Genomic DNA, 23003 nt, shown 5'->3' with positions numbered 1-23003 from the left:
TTGAAGTTGCCATTTTCATGAATCGCAGCGTAGTTAATAATGGACTCTATTCAAGTAACTGGAATTCGGGCTTTTGGACATATTGGGCTGCTGCCCGAAGAGCAGGTATTGGGGCAGTGGTTTGAAGTTGACCTGACGGTGTGGTTTGACTTGACGAAGGCGGCGGAGAGCGATCGCATTGAAGACACTTACGATTACCGCTCAGCCGTCCTTGAAGTTCAAAAGTTGATCAAAACCGAGAGATTTGCCCTGATTGAGAAACTAGCAGGGGCGATCGCCACGCTAATTCTAGAATCAGGCGTTGAGAAAGTTCGAGTTCGGGTCACCAAAGTAACTGCACCAATTCCAGACTTTGACGGCAGAATCGCAGTAGAAATTACCCGAAGTCGCAACACTGCGGTTTCCTAAGCCTGCGCTATTGTTTGGCGGCACGGAAAGCAGCCTGAGTTTCTGAATCGAGCAAGCCCCACAGCCCTAATCCACCCAAAACTACAAAAGCGCTTGTAATATACAGGGCACAAATGACGATACCAGCAATCCAAGCCCAGTACTTGAGTTTTCTCAAACCCCAAACGACCACTTCTACCCCTACTGCAAGCAATAAAGAAAAAATCAAGGTAAACACACCCAGAAAAATTCCCAAAGGCTGCACGGATGTTAGGGAAGGGTCAGGTGCTATGGATTGTACTGAAACGAAAGCAAAGAAAAATCCCAAGCCAATTCCTAGCAGTACATAAAGAGCTGCACTGATATGCAAACAAACAATGGTGATATTTAAGCGTCCTGGCATATTTTTTTCCACTATGTTTACTCTTTTCTCTTCATCTTGCCTGCCGTCTCAACAGGTTGTGTAGGGCTAGTTCCGCCGCTCGAAACTGAGAATTGGTATAGCTTAGATGAGCAGCACTACACCGCTTTAAAGTTGCGATTTTTGAGAATGGGGCTTAGACTTTCCTTACTATTCTTGCCTGTAAATCTGCACAGCATTTTTGCACAGCACCCATTTGCATCCCCTTAGCTTTTAGTCCTAACTTCCTATGAAGCCTGCCCTTACTCGATTTGGCAATCAGATGTCTCACCTGAGCGGCGTTCGCGCAGTGATGAAGGATATCGTCGAGGCAGCCCGGGCAGGCAAAGATTTTATTAATTTGAGCGCTGGCAATCCGGTAATTTTGCCGGAGGTTGAGCAGATGTGGCGCGATTGTACTGCCAAGCTTTTGAGTAGTGCGGAATATGGGGAAGTGGTCTGTCGCTATGGTGCAAGCCAGGGCTACCGTCCTTTAATTGAGGCAGTACTCCAAGATTTTAATCAGCGGTTTGGGCTGAATTTGAGCGATCGCAACATTCTCATCACCCCCGGTAGTCAAGCCCTCTACTTCTACGCTGCGAATGCACTGGGCGGCTACACTACTGACGGCGAACTTAAGCAAATGGTTTTGCCGCTGAGTCCTGACTACACCGGATATGGCGGCATCTCGCTCACACCAGAAGCGGTAAAAGCTTACAAGCCAGCCATTGAGATGGATGCAAAGGGGCATTGGTTTAAATATCGCCCTGACTTTAGCCAACTAGAAATCAACGAAAAGACCGGATTCGTGCTGTTTTCGCGTCCGTGTAACCCAACAGGCAATGTGTTGTCAGACGATGAGGTGAGACGAATTGCGGCAATGGCTAGTACCTATAATGTCCCTGTACTAGTTGATTCCGCCTATGCGCCACCTTTCCCGTCACTCAACTTTACGGAGATGACTCCTATCTTTGGAGACAACATTGTTCACTGCACTAGTTTGTCAAAGGCGGGGCTTCCGGGTGAGCGGGTAGGGATTGCCCTAGGCGATGAGCAGGTGATTCAGGCGCTAGAATCTTTTCAGACTAATCTTTGCTTACATTCTTCACGTTATGGGCAGGCGATCGCCGCTCACGCAATTCGCTCTGGACAACTGGCAGACATCTCAACACGAGTGATTCGTCCTCACTATCAGGCAAAGTTTGCCGTCCTGGAGTCAACTCTACAAGACGTAATGCCTGATGTGCCCTGGTTTTTGCATCGCGGCGAAGGCTCGATTTTTGGCTGGCTCTGGCTCCAAGATTTGCCCATCACCGATTGGGAATTTTACGAACTGCTAAAGCAAAAGGGTGTTTTAGTCGTTCCAGGTAGCCCCTTCTTCCCAGGCATTCGGGAGGATTGGAGCCACACGCAACAATGCTTCCGCATCAGCCTGACTGCCACCGATCAAGAACTGGTAACAGCCATGCAACGACTAGCAGAGGTGACAGAGCAAACCTATCGGCAGTCGAGCCTACAATCAAGTAAGCGGGTGGCTAATTTGGTGGTGGGTTGATGGCTGATACAAGCTGGTTGGAAGTCGGTAAAATTGTTGGCGTACAAGGATTAAAAGGGGAAGTTCGGGTTTATCCAAACTCAGATTTTCCAGAGCGATTTGAGGTACCTGGGCTGCGCTGGCTGCTACGACCAGAGGCAACAGAGCCAGAGCAAATTGAGCTATTGTCAGGACGCTATCTCAACGGTAAAGGGCTGTATGTGCTGCGGTTTGAGGGAGTTAGCGATCGCACCCAGGCTGAAGCACTAAAAAATTGCCGCCTGCTGGTGCCAGAGAGCGATCGCCCCCCTTTAGAAGAGGGTGAATTTCATGTCTCCGATCTGTTGGGTCTAAAGGTCTTTGACCAGGCAACCCAGGCTTTGGTTGGCACCGTTGTAGACGTATTTGCAGCAGGCAATGATTTGTTAGAAGTAGAGCTCAGTGAATCCGGCTCTAAAAAGCTGATTCCATTTGTTGAGGAAATTGTGCCTGTCGTGGATTTGCAGCAGAGACGAATTGAGATCACGCCCCCTGCTGGGTTAATTGAGTAGAGCTTCAACGCTCAAACATCTCAGAAGATGTTTGCAGAGCTTAATAAAATTAGGTCTAAACGGCGATCGCCCGATCGCCCTTATCCAGTTTCTGGCAAAACTCCAACACCGCCTGCCTGGCCCACTGGTCAGCCGCAATGATGTCCTCCAGGGAAGGAGAAGCGTGATTGTCAGATTGATGGCGATCGCACACCTGCTCAATTAGCCGAGGAATATCGAGAAACTGAATTCTTTCCTCTAAAAACAGCGCAACAGCCTGTTCATTTGCAGCATTGAGAACGGCAGGCATTGATCCCCCGGCTCGACCTGCTGCATACGCCAACCGCATGCAGGGATATTTCTGATGGTCAGGCTCTCGAAATGTCAGATTCCCAGCTTTGACCAGATCCAATCGTTCCCAATCCGTCGAAACTCGCTCTGGGTAAGAAAGGGCATACAGTAAGGGCAACCGCATGTCAGGCAAACCAAGCTGCGCCAGCACGGATGTATCTTCTAGCTCAATCAGTGAGTGAATGATACTTTGCGGATGGATCACAATCTCAATATGGTCATAATCCAGCCCAAACAGAAAATGTGCCTCAATCACCTCCAATCCCTTATTCATCAGGGTGGCGGAGTCAATGGTAATTTTTTGCCCCATTGTCCAGTTAGGGTGCTTTAGCGCATCAGCAACTTTAACAGTTGCCAACTTTTCCACAGGCAAGTCTCGAAACGCACCACCAGAGGCAGTGAGCAGAATTCGGCGCAACCCTCCTGCCGGAACTCCTTGCAGGCATTGAAAGATTGCAGAATGCTCTGAATCGGCAGGCAACAGTTTGATCCCGTGTTTCTCAACCAGCGGCAGGACGACCGGACCACCTGCGATCAAGGTTTCTTTGTTGGCTAAGGCAATATCTTTTCCGGCTTCGATCGCCGCAATTGTTGGTAAAAGTCCGGCACAACCTACAATCCCGGTCACAACGGCTTCTGAGTTGCCGTAGCGAGCGACTTCAGTTACACCGGCTTCGCCTGCCAGCAGAATCGGTTTGTAATCAAGATCGGCGATCGCCTCCTGCAAAGCGCCCAACTGAGTGGTGTCACAGATCGCTGCAATTTGGGGACGAAACTGACGAATTTGCTGAGCCAGCAGTTCAACATTCCGTCTGGCTGCCAATCCGACAATCTGAAACTGATCGGGATATTCAGCCACAATATCCAGGGTTTGGGTGCCGATAGAGCCAGTGGAGCCAAGCAGAGTAATCGGTTTCACGGATTGTTTAAGAATTAGCAGCAACTCCACTATAGGACGCTCTGGGGCAGGAACCAAGCAAAGCAGAAGAGATGATCCCAAGGTTATTTCCCAGATGCCGTCTCAGCCTTTTGATCAATCTGGGCATAGTAAACCCCAGCAAAAACCGCAAAGGCGTAAATCAAAATGCCAATGGTGTAAACAAAGTTGCCGAAAGGCTGTGCTTTAGCCAAAGAACTCGTGTGCAATAGCAGGTAGTGCCAGTCGTGATAGCTGATTTCACCGCCCAGCAGCGGCAAAATTCGATCTTGAGCATCTTTGATGTAGATGGAGACATCCCAGAAATTTTCTCCAGCCCAGCAAAGGGCGATCGCACTGGCATAGCGCTGTTGCGTATAGAAAAAATAGCCGCAGATGCCCGCAGGTACCAAAATCTGCATCAGCGATCCCCCTAAAACGTAAATGAACCACCCAAAGGGACTGAACAGAACGTGCCCCGCTTCATGAAAAATCAGGTTGACCCCATGCATAAACATCATGATGCCGTTGTTAGCTATCAGAAAGCCATCAACCGTGTAGTCTGAAGCGCTAAACAGCCCATAGAATGCCAGAGCTGAAACGAACCCCAGCTTGAGATAGTTAAACTTGAACGTCCACTCCATCGGGGGTTGGGCAGGCTGTTGAGCAGAAAGGGGCTGACCAGCCCTGGACTTGAGCAGATTTGAAACGGGGATCGCTTCTGTTGCGGGCGGATTGACTACTCCCTCTGCGGGTACCTGCCGCGAAAACTCCTCAGTCCAGTCTGGAGAATCTGATTTAGTCCGTTTTCCAAAAACCTGAACGTCTGCAATCAAATTTGTGCTGAATCCGGCTAATTCTCGCTCAATCAGCGTTACTGCAGCTCTTTGATTGGGAGTTTGGTCAGAACTTAAATAAACGGATAGATGAGCATTTTGTAGCTGAGCTTTGATTTCAACCGTTTGGTGAGCTAAAGCACGGCTGAGCAGAGCGGCGATCGCCTCTTCATCGCCCTGTTTTGCTAATCCCTTGAGCAGACCTAGCCGATTGGCAGAACACTGGTCAGCCCACACCGGAAGCTGGTCTTGCTGGCAGGCATAAACCTGAACTGACTTGACCAGCGGAATCTGTAAATGCAGCAAGGCGCGATAGATCTGTTTGAGACAAGTTGCCTGATCAGGAAGCTCAGCCGCCCCTAGCCTGATTCGCAGACAGCCATCCGTCAGGCTTACTTTTGTGGCGATCGCTTCAGTCTGAAGCGCTTTTTCAATGAAAGTGGCGATCGCCTGCTCATTCCCCTGCTTAGCAAGATGCAAGTTGGGTTGTGTCATACACCCAAAGCTTTGAAGTATAAAACCTAACTATAGCCTCAAGTAAATTGAAGGTCACCAACCTACTTTCTGCGCCTTGTAGCCTGCCCTTCAGCTTGAGTAATGATTAGTTAAAAAAGCGTTCAAAACTTTGCAGATTGAAAAAGTAATTCAGGATCAAGTCAGTTTGTAGTCTGCAAAACCGTAAAGAGTGTAAAAAAAACTTCTTTTTAAGCAAAATCCTGTCAGCCTGTAGGTAGACTTCATTGCAGTGCGTTTTGACTCATCAGGGTTTTGATTCAGCGCTAAATAAATTAGGTTACTTGGCGATCGCAAAACTAGTTCAAGTCGTACCAAATAACCAGCCTGAATCACACAATCCAGTTCTGATGAGAGAAGTCTAACGAAGCACAGAGAGTATTGAGAGCAAAAAAGATATGGTGAACGACAGTTCTGTAACGCCTGCTAACAGATTAGGCGCAAGATTACCGCTTCCCCTCAAACGCTTAGCGGATTTGGCTTACAACTATTGGTGGAGCTGGACAAGCGATCGAATCTCCCTATTTCAAAACATCGACCCAGAGGAATGGCAGCGTTGCGGTCATAACCCCGTTGCTCTGCTAGAAACCGTTTCCTACGATCGCCTCACCCAAGTTGCTGAAGACCCTACCTATCTCAAGCGACTGCAAATCCTGGCTGCTCAGCTTGACCAATACATGTCAGAGCGCAACACCTGGGCTAATCGAGTCGCGCCCCAGATTTCTCAAGAACATCCCGTAGCCTATTTTTGCGCCGAGTTTGGGCTGCATGAGTCGCTGCCCATCTACTCAGGCGGTCTAGGCATTCTGGCTGGGGATCACCTCAAATCAGCCGCTGACCTGGGCGTACCACTGGTAGGATTAGGGCTGCTTTATCGTCAGGGCTACTTTCGGCAACGGCTGAGCCGCAGCGGTTGGCAGGAAGACTATTACGTAGATAACCAGTTTGAGAAACTGCCCCTGGAGCTAATGCTCAATGACCAGGGATCAGCCATCACGATTGAGCTACAGGTTCGCCAGCGACTCGTTAGAGCGCAAATTTGGCGGGTGCAGGTGGGGCGCGTCAGCCTTTACCTGTTAGATACGGACCGAGAAGACAATGATCCGATTGATCGCTGGCTTACTGGACACCTCTATGGTGGCAACCAGGAAACCCGGATCGCCCAAGAAGTGCTACTGGGGATCGGCGGTGTCCGGGCACTACAAGCTCTGGGAATCGAGCCTTCGGTTTATCACTTGAATGAAGGACACGCTGCTTTTTGCTTGCTGGAAGTGGCAAAGCTGGAAATTCAGCGTACGGGCAAATCCTTCTACGACGTAGAAGCGTCGGTACGCGATCGCTCCATCTTCACCACTCATACGCCCGTTCCTGCGGGGCATGACGTATTCTCTGCTGACCTGATCGATTCCTACTTTGCTCACTACTGGCAAGAACTAGGGCTTTCCCGTGAACAGTTCCTGGCACTGGGCGCACGGCGTTTAGGCGATCCCTGGGAACCGTTTGGCATGACCGTTCTAGCACTGCGTCTGACCCGTGCTGCCAATGGCGTAAGCGAATTGCATGGTCAGGTATCGCGCAAGATGTGGACGATTCTCTATCCCGATCGCCCTGAAGACAAAGTTCCGATTGGTCACATCACAAACGGCGTTCATGCGCGCACCTGGACAGCCCCCTTGCTGGCTGACCTCTACGCCCAATACATGGGAGAAGACTGGTCTAGCCATGTCGTCGACCCACAAATGTGGGCAAAGGTAGATCAGGTGCCGGATGAGGAATTGTGGCATCGCCACCAGATTCTCAAAGACCGTCTGGTTGCCCATACCCGCTTCAAGATCAAACACGCACGGCAACTACGGGGTGAAGATCAGGGACTGATTCAGGCAACCGATCAACTACTTGATCCCAAAGTACTGACAATTGGCTTTGCCCGTCGATTTAGCCCCTACAAGCGTGGAGCCTTACTACTGCGCGACTTTGAGCGGGCAATTCGCCTATTTGGCAACCCAGAGCGCCCCATTCAAATTGTCTTTTCGGGCAAGGCACATCCTGCCGATGAGGAAGGCAAACGCATCATTCAACGACTGATGGAATGGTGCAAACATCCTGCCTTGCAAAACCGAGTTGCGTTTGTGGAAGACTACGATATCTTCACCGCCCAAAAGCTGGTACAGGGAGTCGATGTCTGGCTCAACAATCCTCGTCGTCCACTAGAAGCATCAGGCACCAGCGGTCAGAAAGTTTGCTTTAACGGCGGCATCAATTGCAGCGTGTTAGACGGCTGGTGGTGTGAAGGCTACCAGGTAGACGCAAACGGTAAGGGCATTAATGGATGGGCGATCGGCGAAGACGCTCACACCAGCGACCAAGATTTGCAGGATCAAATCGATTCTGAATCTCTGTATCAGCTGATGGAGCAGGAAATCGTACCGCTCTACTATGACCAGGATGAGAACGGCGTTCCGCATGGCTGGGTGCAGATGATGAAAGCTTCAATTCGCACAAATGCACCTGTGTTTAACACCGATCGCATGATTGCCGATTATGTGGCCAAGATGTACGCACCTGGTGCGCCGATTCACATGGAGCCGATTTTAGCCAGCGTTCCTTCTTAGAGACGCTTCAACGTAGGGTTATTTTTGTAGGGACAACATCTAAATGTAATGTTGTCCCTTTTTTATAGTGCCAGTCATACCCACTTACCAAAGAAGGGAGGGCACCCCGCGCAGCGGGGTGCCCTCCCTTCTTTGTCCTAACCTGTACGGCTACAGCGGTAATGCAAAAGCTGCCCTACACCGAAGTTGAAGCCGGAATTGCTTTCTCAGGCAAAACAGGCTGCTCTGCCGGAACATTCTTCTCTAGCATCAACTTCGATCGCTTGACCATCTCTGGAATCTGCACGGGATAGTCACCTGTAAAGCAAGCTGAGCAAAAGCTTTCCTTGTCTTGCTCGGTCGCTTCTAACATTCCATCCCAGGTCAGATAGGCTAGGGAATCTACACCAATCTGCTCACGAATTTCCTCTACTGATTTGGTTGCAGCAATCAATTGATCCTGGCTATCTGTATCGATGCCATAAAAGCAAGGATGAGTCACGGGTGGGGAAGAAATTCGCATGTGAACTTCGATCGCCCCAGCTTCACGCAACGCTTTCACAATTTTGCGGCTAGTGGTACCCCGAACGAGCGAATCATCCACGATTAGAATTCGCTTACCGACTAACACATCCTTGAGCGGATTCAGCTTCATCCGAATGCCAGACTCTCTCATACTCTGGGTGGGCTGAATGAAGGTTCTTCCGACGTAGCGGTTTTTGATTAATCCTTCTGCGTAGGGAATCTTGGATTCTTGTGAAAAACCGATCGCCGCCGGAATTCCAGAGTCAGGCACTCCCAGGATCATATCGACATCAGCAGGAGATTCGATCGCCAGTTGTTTACCCAACCGCAACCGATAGCTGTAAAGGCTTTCATCATTTACGACGCTATCAGGGCGAGCAAAGTAAATCATTTCAAAAATGCATAGCTTACGCTTGACCTTAGGTGCCCAATGGAAAGAAGCTAGCCCTTGCTCGGTGATCCACACTAGTTCCCCTGGCTCAACGTCACGCAAATATTCTGCGCCAATAATGTCTAGCCCACAGGTTTCTGAAGACAAAACATAGCGTTGAGGAGCCTCTGATTCAGGATCATTCAGGGTGCCAATAACCAGTGGACGAATGCCGTTGGGGTCGCGCACACCCATGATGCCGTCTGGAGTGGCGATCGCCAAGCTAAATGCTCCCTGACAGCGGTTAAAAGCACTAATTGAGCCTTCTAGCCAATCTTTGCCCGCGTTAACCTCTTCAGCGATCGCAAAGGCAATCATTTCTGAGTCGGTCGTGGTGATCAGGTTGAACTTAGATCTCAGCAACTCTTCTCGCAGGGCTGGTGTATTGACCAAATTACCGTTATGAGCCAGCGCCAATGAACCCAGCCGAGTCTCCACCACGGCGGGTTGAGCATTCACAACTCGACTAGAGCCAGTCGTGGAGTAGCGAGTATGCCCTACAGCCAAATCGCCAGGCAAATCGCCCAGAGTGGTTTCGTTAAATACTTGAGAAACCAGTCCCATATCCTTATGCAGATGCACGCGATCGCCTTCAAACGTGGCAATTCCAGCAGATTCTTGTCCACGATGCTGGAGCGCGTACAGCCCAAAGTAAGTCAACTTCGCAACATCTTCACCAGGTGCATAAACCCCAAACACGCCACAGGCTTCTTCTGGTTTGTCTGGCCGGGTCAAACCAGCGGAAGTAGCAAGGGACAAGTCAGAATCTTCACCCGAAGATGGACGATCAGCAGGATTAGGCATCATGCGAGGATTTGGCTCCTGGTTGAGTTAGCGAATTTTGTTGAATACTAAATAAATGCTACGAGATGTAACTACCCACGGTAGTAAAGAAGTGGATTAATGTTTACAAATTAACGTTTCCTTAACAATCCCATAGATTAACGGTAACGTAAACAGCTTTTAGTTAACCATTCATATCTGTTTCGTTGGGCTTACATTGATGCAGAAAAGGGTTGAAATGTATGTATCGTTGACACTCTACCCACCAAGATTCTTCCAGCTCAATGCCGGAGGTCTGCATTACCAGTAAATGACAACTCTCATGCTGCGTTGCCCGGAAGCCTTTACTGAAGCTGATCAGGTGGTTAAACGCCGCTCGATAGCATTGAGCCAGCGATCGCCCATCTCCTCAATCCTAGCGTTGATTAAGTTGGAACCGTCCGCCATTACCTGGAGAGTTGTTCCGCTGACTTGCCCAATTTGCTGCCAATTCTGATCCAAGTTCTTGGTTAAATAGGATTCCCACTCTGCTTTGTGAATCGCTGAAACAGAAATCACAATTCTCGCGCCACCTTCTCCAAACAGCAGGGTATCCCAGCGATGGAGAGTTTCAGCATCACCAACAGACAGGCGAACGTCGGCTCCAAGACGACCGCTGATGCAAGACTCAGCAAGGGCGATCGCCAACCCACCTTCTGCGCAATCGTGGGCTGACTTCACCCACCCCTGAATAATTCCCTCCCGGCAAGCCGTCTGTACCTGCCGCTCCAGCGCAAAATCTACAGCAGGTGGCATCCCTGCAACGGTATTGTGAATTGCCGCCAGATATTCCGAACCACCCAGAGTGACCCCAGAATCTGAATTCACAGGTACCCCCAACAGATAGATCAAATCTCCTTCTGCCTGCCATCCCTGTCCACAAATTTTGCTCAGATCAGGAATGAGCCCTACCATGCCGACAACAGGCGTGGGATAAATCGCCTGAGGCTTGCCCTCTGAATCGAGCGTTTCGTTATAAAGCGAAACATTTCCTCCGGTTACAGGGGTAGCAAATTCGCGGCAGGCTTCGGCTAATCCCCGGCAGGCTTCAGCTAGCTGCCAATAGCCAATGGGCTTCTCAGGACTACCAAAGTTGAGATTATCGGTCACCGCTAACGGCTCTGCACCTACACAGCTTAAATTTCGGGCTGCTTCAGCAACGGCGGCTTTCGCCCCCTCATAGGGGTGCAGGTAGACGTAGCGGGCATTGCAATCTACGGTTGCAGCAACACCGGTCTGGAAGGATGAAGGATGAGAGGGGAGGGATGAGGAGCCATTTTCAGGAATCGCTTTGCTCCCTTCTAGCGGTTCTTGAGGGCGAATGCGGATAACGGCAGCATCGGCACCACCAGGAAGGAGAACGGTGTTGTTTTGTACCTGGTGATCGTACTGGTGATAGACCCAACGCTTTGAGGCGATCGTGGGCGCTTCTAGTAGCTGAAACAAAACTTCGGTCCAGCTTAGAGAGGTTTGAGCTGTAGATGGGTTGGCGATCGCAATTCCCTCTACTGAACAAGCTGGCAGCGATGCCTCGCTCCACATCCAGGCTTGACGAGCATAATCTGGCGGCTCTGCCAGCAATTCTCGATGGTAAATGGGCGTATTGTCTGCCAAAGCGGTTGCCGGAATTTCAGCTGCGACCTCCCCTTCAAACAAAATCCGCACAATCGGCTCAGCGATTACAGTTCCAGCCACAACAGCTTGGAGTCCCCAGCGCTGAAAAATCTCAATTAGCTCCTGCTCTCGCCCTTTGTGAGCAACAAACAGCATTCGCTCCTGAGACTCAGACAGCAAATATTCATACGGCACCATTCCCGTTTCCCGAACCGGAATTTGGTCGAGGTCAAGCTCAATGCCTACCCCCCCTTTTGCCGCCATCTCTGAAGTAGAGCAGGTAATTCCAGCCGCACCCATATCCTGAGCAGCGACAACTGCTCCAGTCTTAAATGCCTCCAAGCAGGCTTCAATCAGAGATTTTTCCAAAAATGGATCGCCAACTTGAACAGCGGGGCGATCTGCTTCAGATTCGTCACTCAATTCAGCACTGGCAAAGCTGGCTCCACCCATGCCATCTCGCCCGGTTGTAGAACCCACATAGAGAACCGGATTACCAACGCCCGACGCACCCGATTTGACAATCTCAGCCGTTTCCATTAGCCCCAGCGCCATTGCGTTGACGAGCGGATTGCCTGAATAGGCTGGGTCAAAATACACCTCTCCGCCGACCGTTGGCACTCCAACGCAGTTGCCATAATGAGCAATACCCGAAACCACACCTGAAAAGAGTCTGCGGGTTCTACTGTCTGCCAAATCGCCAAATCGGAGTGAGTTGAGGATGGCGATCGGACGTGCCCCCATCGTAAAAATGTCGCGGAGAATGCCGCCAACCCCCGTTGCAGCACCTTGAAATGGCTCGACAGCGGAAGGGTGGTTATGAGATTCGATCTTGAAGGCCAGTTGCAGTCCATTTCCTAAATCCACTACGCCTGCATTCTCACCTGGACCAACCAAGATACGCGGCCCTTCTGTCGGAAATTGCTTGAGCAGGGGTCGTGAGTTCTTGTAGCAGCAGTGTTCTGACCACATCACGCCAAACATGCCCAGTTCGGCGCGATTTGGGTGTCGTCCTAGACGAGCTACAATTTCCTCGTATTCTTCCGGCTTCAGCCCCTCCGCAGCAATTTCCTGAGGTGAGGGCAAAGGCGAGACAGCAGACATAAGCACCTCAAGATAAATCAGGTATCAATTCTATAGCAGTTAATTGAACTTCCGGAATCATGAGATTAATTGATGATTAACTGGACTGGGTAGAAAGGCAAATCTGCCCTATTCTCAGGAGAGCCATCTGACGTGCAGATAGGCTCGTTTCGCTCTGTCCAGCTCCATCAATCAATATTTAGGATGTTTGCTTAAGGTATAGCTGTTGCGATTGTCAATTTTTTATACGACGAGGAACTAGTGTGTTTGAGTTTAGTCAGGATTAGGTTAGCCTAGCTCATCCGAAATTCCAGTAGTTGGAGCAAAGTCAGAAATAGTCAGAATAAGTATTAGAAAAGGTAAGGCTATCTCTACTTCTTACTTATTCATACTTACAAGACGCTAATCAGCAGCTAGCTTGAAAGAGCAATTTAGGTAGAGATTATTAACGTGTTCCTAACGCCTTTAGGCACTGATTTAGAATCAGAATGAACTTTTGGGCAAGCTAAGCACTGAGATTGATCCTAGATCTCTGAAACAAGATTTCTAGAATACCCCCTCTAAGACAAAACCTCTAAGAGACTTGCTGAAATGACTGTAGTTCTAAAAGTTGGGGATCGCTCTATTGAAGCTGAAGAACTCCTGTCGCTGTTAGCAGGCTACCAAATGCTGCCACAGTTTCTTCAGGAACTTCTCATCGAACAGGCGATCGCTCGCATCACCTGCACTGACGAAGAGAAGACCACTGCTTGCGAACAGTTTTACGCCCAAAACCAGATTAATTCTGAAGAAGCGTTAAAAGCGTGGTTAGGGCGTTATGGCATGACCCAGGAACAGCTAGAAGCCTTAGCAACCCGAGGGTTGAGGGTCGAGAAGTTTAAGCAAGCGACTTGGGGTCCAAAGCTAGAATCCTATTTTTTGACGCGTAAAGGACAGCTTGACCGAGTCATTTACTCCCTGATTCGTACTCAAGATTTGGGAATCGCTCAAGAGCTTTACTTTCGAGTGTTAGAGGGAGAACAATCCTTTGCCGAATTGGCCCGTGATTACTCACAAGGTCCAGAAGCTCAAACAGACGGCATGATCGGACCGGTAGAGCTAAGTGTGCCTCACCCAACGCTTGCCCAAATGCTCTCAGTTAGCCAACCCGGTCAACTGTGGGCACCGACGCGAGTAGGCGAGTGGCTAGTGATTGTCCGGCTAGAGAAATTTATCCCCGCCCAGCTAGACGACCCGATGCGTCGCCGTTTGTTAAACGAATGCTTTACCACTTGGCTGCAAGAGCAGCTAGCTCAGTTAGGTTCCCTTTCCTCCGGTTCTTCGTCCCCCAGCGATAACGCAACTCCTGTTGCCCCATGACTTATACCAAAACCTCCGTTCAAGAATTTCTCTCGACCGTTACCCCGTTTGATAAGCTGCCGCCCTTTGAGCTTGGGGTACTGGCGAGCCAGTTTCAACTCCTGCGCTATCGAATGGGGCAGGCAATTCTGGTACGCGATAAGATGCCAGCCCAGGTTGCCATTCTCTATCAAGGTCAGGCTCGCTCACTAGCCTATGATCCTCGCACTCAACGCCCGGTCACCCTAGAACTGGCGCAGCCTGGAGCAGTTCTGGGCTGGGTTGGGTTGGTGCGCGGCGTACCTTGTGAGACAGCGATCGCCTCCGTTGAAACGATTTGCCTGACACTACCTGCTGCAAATTTTCTGGCCCTGATAGAAGAGCAGCCGATCGTCGCTGCCTATTTCCAGACGCAGTGCCAATCCGTTGAAGCCTTTGACCTGCTCGGGGCAGAACTGCATCGCCAGGCAAATGGCGATACCATCCTCAAAGATCTGACTCTAAAAGTATTGCCGGATGCTGCCGTGACTAATTTGCCTCCGGGAATCACTCCCTGGAGCCAGTTGGGTAATAACCGGCTCTGGTTGGTCAGCGGTGGTGGGGCGATCGCGGGTTTCCCGATTGGTAGCCGTCTTGAACCCGAAGACAACCTCTCTTACGTTGAGGTGACAGGTTCTGAACCCGCACGGATTGTTGGCTTCCAGCACTTTGACGAATTGCTAACTGACTCTAGCATCCCTCAAGAGATCAACGTCGAAGCCATCATCACCGAAGAACTAGAGATTCCGTACGCGCCCGATCGTCCGCAAGAAGCGGACCCCCACATTAGATCCAACAGTACCAAACCCTTACAGCCAGATAAATATCCCTTTGTGCGAGGGCGTGGTCCACTCGACAGTACGATGGCTTGCCTGCAAATGGTCAGCCGTCATCTCAACATTCCTTTCCGCAAGGATGTGATTCAGCGCGTGTTGGTTAGCCAGGTAGAGCGAACCGGCAGTCTTTCGCTCGATCTGTGTGGCGCAGTTGCAGAATTAATGGGGCTAAATGCTCAGCTTGTGACCGCACCTGCAAGTGCGATCGGTCGTCTCGAACCCCCAGCCTTATTTCAGTGGCAGGACAGTTATGCCCTACTCTACGCGGCAAGCGAACGAGAATTAGTGATTGCGGTGCCAGAAATTGGCATTATTCGGCGCAAACCCAGCGACTTCGCTGAAACCTGGGGAGAACAGGGTCAGATCCTGCTGCTCAAACCCACCAAGCAAACACCCCAGCAGCGGTTTAGCTTGAAATGGTTCTTGCCCTCGCTCTACAAGCATCGTAAAGTCCTGCTGGAAGTGTTTATTGCTTCCTTCTTTGTGCAGCTTTTTGCTCTAGCAAACCCGCTGATGATTCAGGTGATCATCGACAAGGTGATCGTGCAAAACAGCGTCGATACGCTTCAGGTGTTGGGGGTCTTCCTGCTAGTTCTGGCAGTGTTTGAGGCAGTTCTCACCAGTCTGCGAACCTACCTGTTTGTTGATACAACGAACCGAATTGATATGACACTCGGTTCTGAGATCATCGACCACCTACTGCGTTTACCCCTGCGTTATTTTGAACGGCGACCTGTAGGTGAACTGGCAACTCGGATCAACGAGCTAGAAAACATTCGCCAATTCCTTACCGGAACGGCTTTAACGGTGGTGCTAGATGCCGTCTTCTCGGTGATTTACATCGTCGTCATGTTTATCTACAGCTGGCTGCTCTCGCTGGTGTCGCTGGCAACGATTCCACTATTTGTCTTGCTGGCGATGGTGGCTTCGCCGCTGATTCGGCAGCAGCTTCGGGTGAAAGCAGAGCGCAACGCTGAAACGCAGTCCTACCTGGTGGAGGTGGTGTCAGGCATTCAGACGGTGAAGGCGCAAAATATGGAGTTGCGATCGCGCTGGCAGTGGCAACAGCGTTATGCCCGTTACGTCAGTGCTGGCTTCAAAACCGTCCTCACTTCAACTACTGCCGGATCAACTAGCAACTTCCTCAACCAACTGTCTGGACTGTTGGTGCTGTGGGTAGGGGCTTACCTGGTCCTTCAGGGAGAACTCACCCTCGGTCAGTTGATTGCTTTCCGCATCATCGCTGGATACGTTACCAGCCCTCTGTTGCGACTAGCGCAACTCTGGCAAAACTTCCAGGAGACGGCTTTGTCTTTGGAACGCTTAAGCGACATCGTAGATGCAGCTCCCGAAGCGAATGAAGTCGATCGCCTGAACATTCCCATGCCTGCAATCAAGGGAGCGGTTGAGTTTGATGATGTTTCTTTCCGGTTTGGTCCCAGTGGTCCGCTCCAGCTTTGCAACGTCAAGGTAGAGTTTCCAGCAGGCGTGTTTGTCGGTGTGGTCGGGCAGAGCGGTTCCGGTAAAAGCACCTTAATGAAACTCTTACCCCGCCTCTATGACCTTGAATCAGGGCGGATCATGATCGACGGGTATGACATCAGCAAAGTGGAACTTTACTCGCTCAGACGGCAAATCGGTATCGTGCCGCAGGATACGCTGCTGTTTGACGGCTCGGTTCAGGAAAACATTGCCCTGACCTGCCCAGATGCCTCAGCCGAAGAAATTATCGAAGCTGCCAAGGTCGCTGCCGCCCACGAATTTATCATGAGTCTACCGAATGGCTACAACACCCGCGTCGGAGAACGGGGCTCGGCACTATCGGGTGGACAGCGACAGCGAATTGCGATCGCCCGTACCGTCTTGCAAAACCCACGCATGCTGATTTTAGACGAAGCGACCAGCGCTCTAGACTACGACTCCGAGCGTCGAGTCTGCCTGAACCTAGCGGAAGCTTTCCGAGGACGCACAGTTTTCTTCATTACCCACCGTCTCACCACAATCAAAAATGCTGACAACATCCTACTCATGGATAAAGGGGCGGTCGTCGAATTGGGCACCCATGATGAACTGATGGCACTGAAAGGACGCTATTACTGTCTCTATCAACAGCAAGAAGCTGAGCTTTAATCGTCTGCCCTTCACCTTCTATTCCTCATACTCCAGCCTTTACCTACTCTGCCGCCAACCGCAACCCAGTAATCCCTATGACTAAGTCTCACACCACCAACGGACACAACGGAGCTAAAACTCAGCCGTCGTTTGCTCTGACTTCTCCTAATGGCTCGGCTCCGGCTCAACCTAAAGCAAAAGCAAACGGTTCAGGAACCAACCAGGCAACTCGAACTGAGGCATTTGACCAGCCTGTCGTGTTACAGCAAACCTCAGTTTGGTCACGCGCTATTGTTTGGGGAATTGTCAGCGTCACAACCTTCGTTGTGATCTGGGCTTCCGTTGCCAAAATTGAAGAGGCTGTGCCAGCAACGGGTAAACTCGAACCTCAGGGCAGTGTGCAGGAAGTGGAAGTGCCTGTTGGCGGTGTGGTTGAGGAGGTTTTGGTTGAAGATGGGCAGCGGGTAGAAAAAGGAGAACTGTTGGTACGTCTTGACCCAACCGCCGCCGAGGCACAACGGCGATCGCTTCAGCAAGTTCGCAATTCTCTAGCCCAAGAAGTTCGGTTTTATCGAGCACAACTAAGCGGTGCGACTCAAGCTTCACCCGATGAAGGCGTTGATTTACCTGCCGAAATTCTGTCGTTAACCGAAAATCGGGCTGCTCTGGTTGCAGAGAATAATTTGTATCGGTCACAGTTACGTGGCTCTAGCGCAGGTGCTAACCTAACTCCTGAGCAGCAGGAACGACTTCAGGCGATCGCCGCTGAAGCTGACTCTCGTACCGCAGCCGCACAGCTACAGCTTTTGCAGAGTCAGCGTGAATATAACCAGGTTGACATTCAACTAGCAGCGGCTCAACAAAGTCTAGCCATTGACCAGGCAATTTTAGGCGACATTGCGCCTCTCGTGGAAGAAGGCGCAATCGGACGGCTCCAAAAAACTCGGCAGGAGCAAGAGGTACTCAATGCCCGAGCCGAAGTCAATCGGTTGGCTCAGGAGAAGGCACGATTGGAGCTGGCAATAGCTGAGGCTCAACAACAGCTTCAAAACACAATGGCTGTCTCCAGCACCGAGTTGTTGTCTCGCATCTCAGATAACGACAAGCAGATCGCGACCATCAACAGTGAATTGAACAAGGCGATCGTTGAGAACGAAAAGCAAATTGCCGACATCGACAGTCAGCTTAGCCAAACAGAACTAAACCTGAGATATCAGGAGCTTCGCGCCCCGGTTGACGGCGTTGTCTTTGACCTACAAACTCAAATTCAAGGCGTGGTGAATCAGGGTGCTCCTGAACCCATTCTTAAAATTGTGCCGGATGACTCTCTCATTGCCAAAGTCACCATCACCAACCAAGATATCGGCTTTGTAGGGGAAAACCAGGAAGTTGACGTCCGAATTGACTCCTTCCCCTACAGCGAATTTGGCGACATCGAAGGTGAACTGATTTGGATCGGCTCAGACGCACTGCCTCCAACTGAAATTACACCGTTCTACACTTTCCCTGCCAAAATTCGGCTAGAGGAACAGGCACTTAATGTTGGGGGTCGAGAAATTGCACTGCAATCAGGGATGTCTGTGACGGTTAACATCAAAGTACGGCAGCGTACTGTCATGAGCATCTTTACGGAACTATTTGCTGACAAGGTGAATAGCCTCAGAACGGTACGTTAAACCCTTCAATCAGGATTTTAGCCTTTGACTGGGGAGAGGATTTTGTCAACCTCCTCCCCAGTTTTCTCATTTTTAGGTCAAGATGATTGCTCAACCGTGCGATCGCCCTATTTCTCAGCCCTATGGATCTAAACGTCATCCTCATCCAGCTTGTTAGCTTTTCCTGCATTCTGCTACTGCTGCGTGCCTCGCGTTTGCCTCGCGGTTGGGTGATCGTCTCAGCAATCATCCTGTTGGTGCTGGCTGGGGCATATTACGTTGCACCTAGCTGGGCTGGTTTTGTCAGCGGCGGTTTGTGGGCATTGTTGATCCTGCTGCCGATTGTAGGGTTTGCTCAAGTCAACCGTTTGGTTTCCCAAGAACGGTATAGTCAAGCGCGTAGGCTAGCAATGGGACTGCGCTGGCTCCACCCGACTGACGGTCTGTTTGAATACCCGCAGCTCTTACGGGGGCTGGAGCTAGGACATCAAGGCAAGCTGGAAGAAGCAAGTCAAATCTTTGATCGCTACGGATCTACCAAAACTTTGACGGGGCGAACCGCTATAACTTTGCTGTATCGAATTAGTGCCCGTTGGGACGAATTGCTGAGTTGGGTTGCGCAAAACTTTCAGCAAAAAGCGTTGAATGAACCGACCCTGGCTGTTTGTTATTTACGCGCTTTAGGAGAGACAGGGAACCTGGAGCAGTTGATTCAGGAGTTGGAACGGTTTGAGCAGCGATCGCCCCGACGCGCAGATCCCGTCACGTTGAATCTAGTAAGAATGTTTGCCCTGGCTTTTGGGGGGCAGCCTGAGCAAGTGCAACAAGTCTTTGACGATGCTTTGGCAACGCATCCGCCTAACGTTCGTGAGTTTTGGTTGGCGACGGCTGAACTAGCAGCAGGAAACGGTTCTGAAGCAAGGCAACGCCTATTGGCGCTGAGCGATCGCAGCAATGCAGTTTTGAGGAATGCGATCGCCTGGAGACTGTCTCATCCTCTGGCTGATCCTGATCAAGCGCTGAGCCAAATCTCACAGCAAGTTCTTTCGCGCATTGCAACAGATATCCAGCAAGAGTCGAAGTATGGTGGCACTGCATTTCTTAAAAGCCAAGCCTATGCAACCTACGCTTTAATTGCAGCAAATGTAGCCATCTTTGCTGTGGAAATCTGGCAGGGCGGCAGCGAAGATTTAGAGACGCTTCGTCAACTCGGGGCGCTAGTGCCAGCAGTTGTTTTTGCTGGGGAATGGTGGCGACTGCTTACTGCAACTTTCCTGCACTATGGTGTTGCCCACCTGCTAATGAACATGGTCGGGCTATATTTTCTTGGCACGATTGCAGAAGCTTCTTTGGGCAGCAAAAAATTCTTGCTAGCTTACTTCTTTAGCGGTGTAGGCTCCATGCTGATCGTCTCCTGGTTGGCGGTCAAGCTAGGTTCCTCAGATCAAATTGTCGTTGGGGCATCAGGTGCAATCATGGGGTTGCTAGGAGCGATCGGGGCGATTTTGCTGCAAGGTTGGTATCGAGAAAAAGCTAGAGTTGCTGCAAAACGCCTGAGAACCGTTTTGTTTATCATTGGGCTACAGATTGTGTTCGACCTGGCAACCCCACAGGTAAGTTTTGTCGGGCATATTTCGGGCTTAGGGCTAGGTTTTCTAGTCGGTAGCCTCCTGGCGGTCGCTACCCCCGTCACAAAGCCCAACGTCGATACATTCTGAGTAAATCTTGAGTAGAGCTGTATGTCATGCCTGAACCTCAGTGGCAAGTCCAACCCGTCGCTGAATTGCCCACTGCCTTTGTGCAAGCGGTCAATCAATGCGGTGCCGGGCTATCAGGATATGCGGCTCAACTGCTCTGGCAGCGAGGAATCCAAGATCCTGAGCAAGTAGCAGGCTTTGTTAACCCCGATTTGTACCAGCCGACTAGCCCGTTTGAGTTTGGGCAGGAAATGCATCGAGCAGTTGAGCGGCTGCGGCAAGCTTACGAACAGGAAGAAGCGATCGCCATTTGGGGAGACTTTGACGCTGACGGCATCACCGCCACGGCAGTCCTGTGGGATGGCTTGGGGCAATTCTTTCCACAGGATAAGCAGCTTACCTACTTCATTCCCAATCGCCTGACCGAGTCGCACGGCTTATCGGTTCATGGAATTGATGCTCTGGCAGCGCAAAACTGCCGCCTGATCGTTACCTGTGACACGGGTAGCACTAATTTGCCTGAACTCGAATACGCCAAAAGCTTGGGCATCGATGTGATTGTCACCGATCATCACACTTTGCCCAGCGATCGCCCTCCCGTCACCGCCATCATTAATCCCCGCTACTTTCCCCCAGAGCATCCCCTAGCGCATCTCTCCGGTGTAGCAGTTAGCTATAAGCTAATCGAAGCACTCTACCAGACCCTACCAAACCCCGATCGCCTATTAGAAGGGTTATTAGATTTGGTCGCGATCGGGCTGATCGCCGACTTGGTTCAATTGACAGGAGACTGCCGTTATCTGGCGCAACGAGGCATTGAGCAGCTTCAAAAAAATACTCAAGCTGCTCCTGCTCGCCCTGGAATTGCTCGGCTTTTAGAACTTTGTAAGCGCAGTGGCGATCGCCCCACCGACATTTCCTTTGGCATTGGACCTCGGATCAATGCGATCAGTCGCATTCATGGAGATGCCCGATTTGGGGTTGAACTGCTGACCAGCCAAGATGCAGAGCGCTGTCGCTACCTGGCAGAAGAAACGGAGCTAGCTAACGCCCGCCGCAAAGCCCTGCAAAAGGACTTGCTGCAGCAAGTGACTGCCCGCTTAGCCCAAATTGACCTCTCTACCACTAGCGTAATTGTACTGGCTGATCCTCAATGGCCGGTCGGTGTGCTGGGATTGGTAGCAGGTCAAATTGCTCAAACCTACGGTCGTCCCACCATTCTTTTAACCACTGAATCTACTGACTTAGAAGCAGTTACATCAGTTACGTCAGAAGGAGCGATCGCGAGGGGTTCAGCCCGTTCCGTTAATCAAATTGACCTATATCAGTTAGTTAAAGAGCAGTCACACCTGCTAACCAGTTTTGGTGGGCATCCCTACGCAGCAGGATTGAGTCTAACCGTTCAAAACCTTCCTCTGTTTACTGAAGCGATTAACCGCCAGTTTCGGCAGCAGTTTGGCAATGAGTCCATTTCTGCTATTATTCGGGCTGACCTGACCGTAACAGTGGCAGAACTAGGCAAGGATCTCTTTCGGGAAATCAAGCTTCTAGAGCCTTATGGGATGGGAAACCTAATTCCCAGGCTGCTCCTGCTAAACTGCTGGTTTAGAAATGTCAGGAACCAAAATATCAAGGACTGGAAAGGGCGCAAAATTCGCTATATCAAAACTGAGTTTGATATTTGTGATGATTCGACCAACCAAAGCTTTCCAGGAATTTGGTGGGAGCATTACCGAGACGAAATTCCACCCGAGCGGTGTGATGCAATTGCCGAGCTAGACTACAACACTTACAAAAAGCGATATGAGATTCGACTGATCGCTCTTCGCCCTCGCATTGGAGACAGCCCAATTAACGCCACTGTCCTGGCAAATTGGATTCTAGATTGGCGGCAAGGGAAAAACCTACAGGGGCTAGAGCTAGACAACAATCCGCTAAAAATAACGCACTGCCCCAGCAGCTGGACTGAAATGCAATCTTGGTTTCGTAGAGCGCTACAGGAAAACCGTAAGCTGGCGATCGCCTATCTCCCTCCCAGCCAGCAACAACCCTCCCAAATCTGGCAGCAGCTTGTTGGAATTGCCAAGTACCTCAGCCGTACTGGACAAACCGCTACTCGCAAGCAACTTCACGAAAAATTAGGGATCGGCGATCGCAGCCTTCAAATTGGGTTCAAATGTTTGAAAGCACTGGGGTTTGAGGTGACTTCCTCAGACCAGGGTTTTCAGATTACCTGGCAACCAACAGAAGGGGCGCTCTCAGACCAGCAAACGACCCAAGTTACCGCTCAATTTCTCTCAGCCGTTCAGGAAGAGCAATTCCATCAGCAGTATTTCTACGAAATTCCCCTTCCCGTGATTCAATCCGTCGCTCAGCAAACCGAGCGCCTTGGACAAGCTCAAGCCGTATAGCTATAGCTCGTGATCGCATCCAAGGTCATTTGCAGGTCGTCAGCAGCGATCCGCAGATCATCGCGATTACGGAATTTATCTAGCCGATGCAGCACCTTACCGCCTGCAAACACGATGACAGTTGGCAGAGTTGTAAGCCGATAGGTGTTAGCTAGCTTTAGATTTTCATCTGCATTTATACTTACTAACTTGATTTCAGCACCGCATTCACTTTGACACTTAATCAGCATTGGGTTGATCAAGCGACACAGTCCGCACCAAGGGGCCCAGAAATTGACCACAACAGGAGTCGAGGCAGTTAAAACTTCTTCTTTAAATGTTTTTTCAGTAACAGCTAGCACCATGATCCCTCTAAATTTCTTGTTTAAAATCCGCTTTGGGAT

The 23003-nt window shown here is 50.5% G+C and carries 15 protein-coding genes; 9 read left to right on the top strand and 6 right to left on the bottom strand.

What is annotated here, in order from left to right:
- The first annotated feature begins 39 nt into the window (after nt 1-39).
- On the top strand, nt 40-408 hold the full coding sequence (gene folB, locus H6F93_RS24940) for a dihydroneopterin aldolase (protein ID WP_190642695.1): 369 nt from the start codon (nt 40-42) through the stop codon (nt 406-408).
- Nucleotides 409-415: 7 nt separating this feature from the next.
- Here folB and H6F93_RS24935 read toward each other — a convergent pair whose 3' ends face one another.
- Nucleotides 416-790, bottom strand: coding sequence for a hypothetical protein (locus H6F93_RS24935; protein ID WP_190642630.1), 375 nt, complete (start codon nt 788-790; stop codon nt 416-418).
- Nucleotides 791-1037: 247 nt separating this feature from the next.
- Here H6F93_RS24935 and H6F93_RS24930 point away from each other — a divergent pair, with 247 nt between their 5' ends.
- Together H6F93_RS24930 and rimM are read left to right on the top strand one after the other, a co-directional pair.
- Complete coding sequence (locus H6F93_RS24930) at nt 1038-2342, top strand: valine--pyruvate transaminase (RefSeq protein WP_190642629.1); 1305 nt, start codon at nt 1038-1040, stop codon at nt 2340-2342.
- On the top strand, nt 2342-2872 hold the full coding sequence (gene rimM, locus H6F93_RS24925) for a ribosome maturation factor RimM (protein ID WP_190642628.1): 531 nt from the start codon (nt 2342-2344) through the stop codon (nt 2870-2872). Before H6F93_RS24930 ends, rimM begins: the two co-directional genes overlap by 1 nt.
- A gap of 55 nt (nt 2873-2927) precedes the next feature.
- On the opposite strand, the gene dxr is transcribed toward rimM, so the two are convergent.
- The gene (gene dxr / locus H6F93_RS24920) at nt 2928-4202 is read right to left on the bottom strand and encodes a 1-deoxy-D-xylulose-5-phosphate reductoisomerase (protein WP_524538011.1); all 1275 of its coding nucleotides are present in this window, start codon (nt 4200-4202) and stop codon (nt 2928-2930) included.
- Between the two features lie 2 nt (nt 4203-4204).
- Nucleotides 4205-5449, bottom strand: coding sequence for a hypothetical protein (locus H6F93_RS24915; protein WP_190686823.1), 1245 nt, complete (start codon nt 5447-5449; stop codon nt 4205-4207).
- A 416-nt stretch (nt 5450-5865) separates the two neighbouring features.
- Here H6F93_RS24915 and glgP point away from each other — a divergent pair, with 416 nt between their 5' ends.
- Nucleotides 5866-8079 carry an alpha-glucan family phosphorylase gene (gene glgP / locus H6F93_RS24910; protein WP_190686820.1) on the top strand — a complete coding sequence of 738 codons (2214 nt, stop codon included), beginning with the start codon at nt 5866-5868 and terminating at the stop codon, nt 8077-8079.
- A 175-nt stretch (nt 8080-8254) separates the two neighbouring features.
- Here the strand turns inward: glgP and purF are convergent, their stop codons facing one another.
- Complete coding sequence (gene purF, locus H6F93_RS24905; protein WP_190642625.1) at nt 8255-9820, bottom strand: amidophosphoribosyltransferase; 1566 nt, start codon at nt 9818-9820, stop codon at nt 8255-8257.
- 333 nt (nt 9821-10153) lie between these two features.
- Nucleotides 10154-12553 carry a phosphoribosylformylglycinamidine synthase subunit PurL gene (purL, locus tag H6F93_RS24900; protein WP_190686817.1) on the bottom strand — a complete coding sequence of 800 codons (2400 nt, stop codon included), beginning with the start codon at nt 12551-12553 and terminating at the stop codon, nt 10154-10156.
- A 570-nt stretch (nt 12554-13123) separates the two neighbouring features.
- Here purL and H6F93_RS24895 point away from each other — a divergent pair.
- The 5 genes from H6F93_RS24895 (at nt 13124) to recJ (ending at nt 22620) form a co-directional block, all read left to right on the top strand.
- Nucleotides 13124-13891, top strand: coding sequence for a peptidylprolyl isomerase (locus tag H6F93_RS24895; RefSeq protein ID WP_190642623.1), 768 nt, complete (start codon nt 13124-13126; stop codon nt 13889-13891).
- Nucleotides 13888-16875, top strand: a complete 2988-nt coding sequence (locus H6F93_RS24890) for a type I secretion system permease/ATPase (protein ID WP_190686814.1) — start codon at nt 13888-13890, stop codon at nt 16873-16875. The genes H6F93_RS24895 and H6F93_RS24890 overlap by 4 nt, the downstream gene beginning before the upstream one ends.
- 77 nt (nt 16876-16952) lie before the next feature.
- Nucleotides 16953-18533, top strand: coding sequence for a beta-barrel domain-containing protein (locus H6F93_RS24885; RefSeq protein ID WP_190686811.1), 1581 nt, complete (start codon nt 16953-16955; stop codon nt 18531-18533).
- Between the two features lie 86 nt (nt 18534-18619).
- Complete coding sequence (locus H6F93_RS24880) at nt 18620-20230, top strand: rhomboid family protein (protein WP_190686807.1); 1611 nt, start codon at nt 18620-18622, stop codon at nt 20228-20230.
- A 26-nt stretch (nt 20231-20256) separates the two neighbouring features.
- Entirely contained in the window at nt 20257-22620 is a 2364-nt protein-coding gene (recJ, locus tag H6F93_RS24875) for a single-stranded-DNA-specific exonuclease RecJ (protein WP_190686804.1), read from the top strand.
- Here the strand turns inward: recJ and H6F93_RS24870 are convergent.
- Nucleotides 22608-22964 carry a thioredoxin family protein gene (locus H6F93_RS24870; RefSeq protein ID WP_190642618.1) on the bottom strand — a complete coding sequence of 119 codons (357 nt, stop codon included), beginning with the start codon at nt 22962-22964 and terminating at the stop codon, nt 22608-22610. The two genes, recJ and H6F93_RS24870, sit on opposite strands and share 13 nt — an antisense overlap.
- Nucleotides 22965-23003 lie beyond the last annotated feature (39 nt).

It is taken from the genome of Leptolyngbya sp. FACHB-671 (assembly GCF_014695745.1).
Classification (GTDB): domain Bacteria; phylum Cyanobacteriota; class Cyanobacteriia; order Elainellales; family Elainellaceae; genus JAAUTN01.
This window is presented reverse-complemented; position numbering and strand designations above follow the sequence as displayed.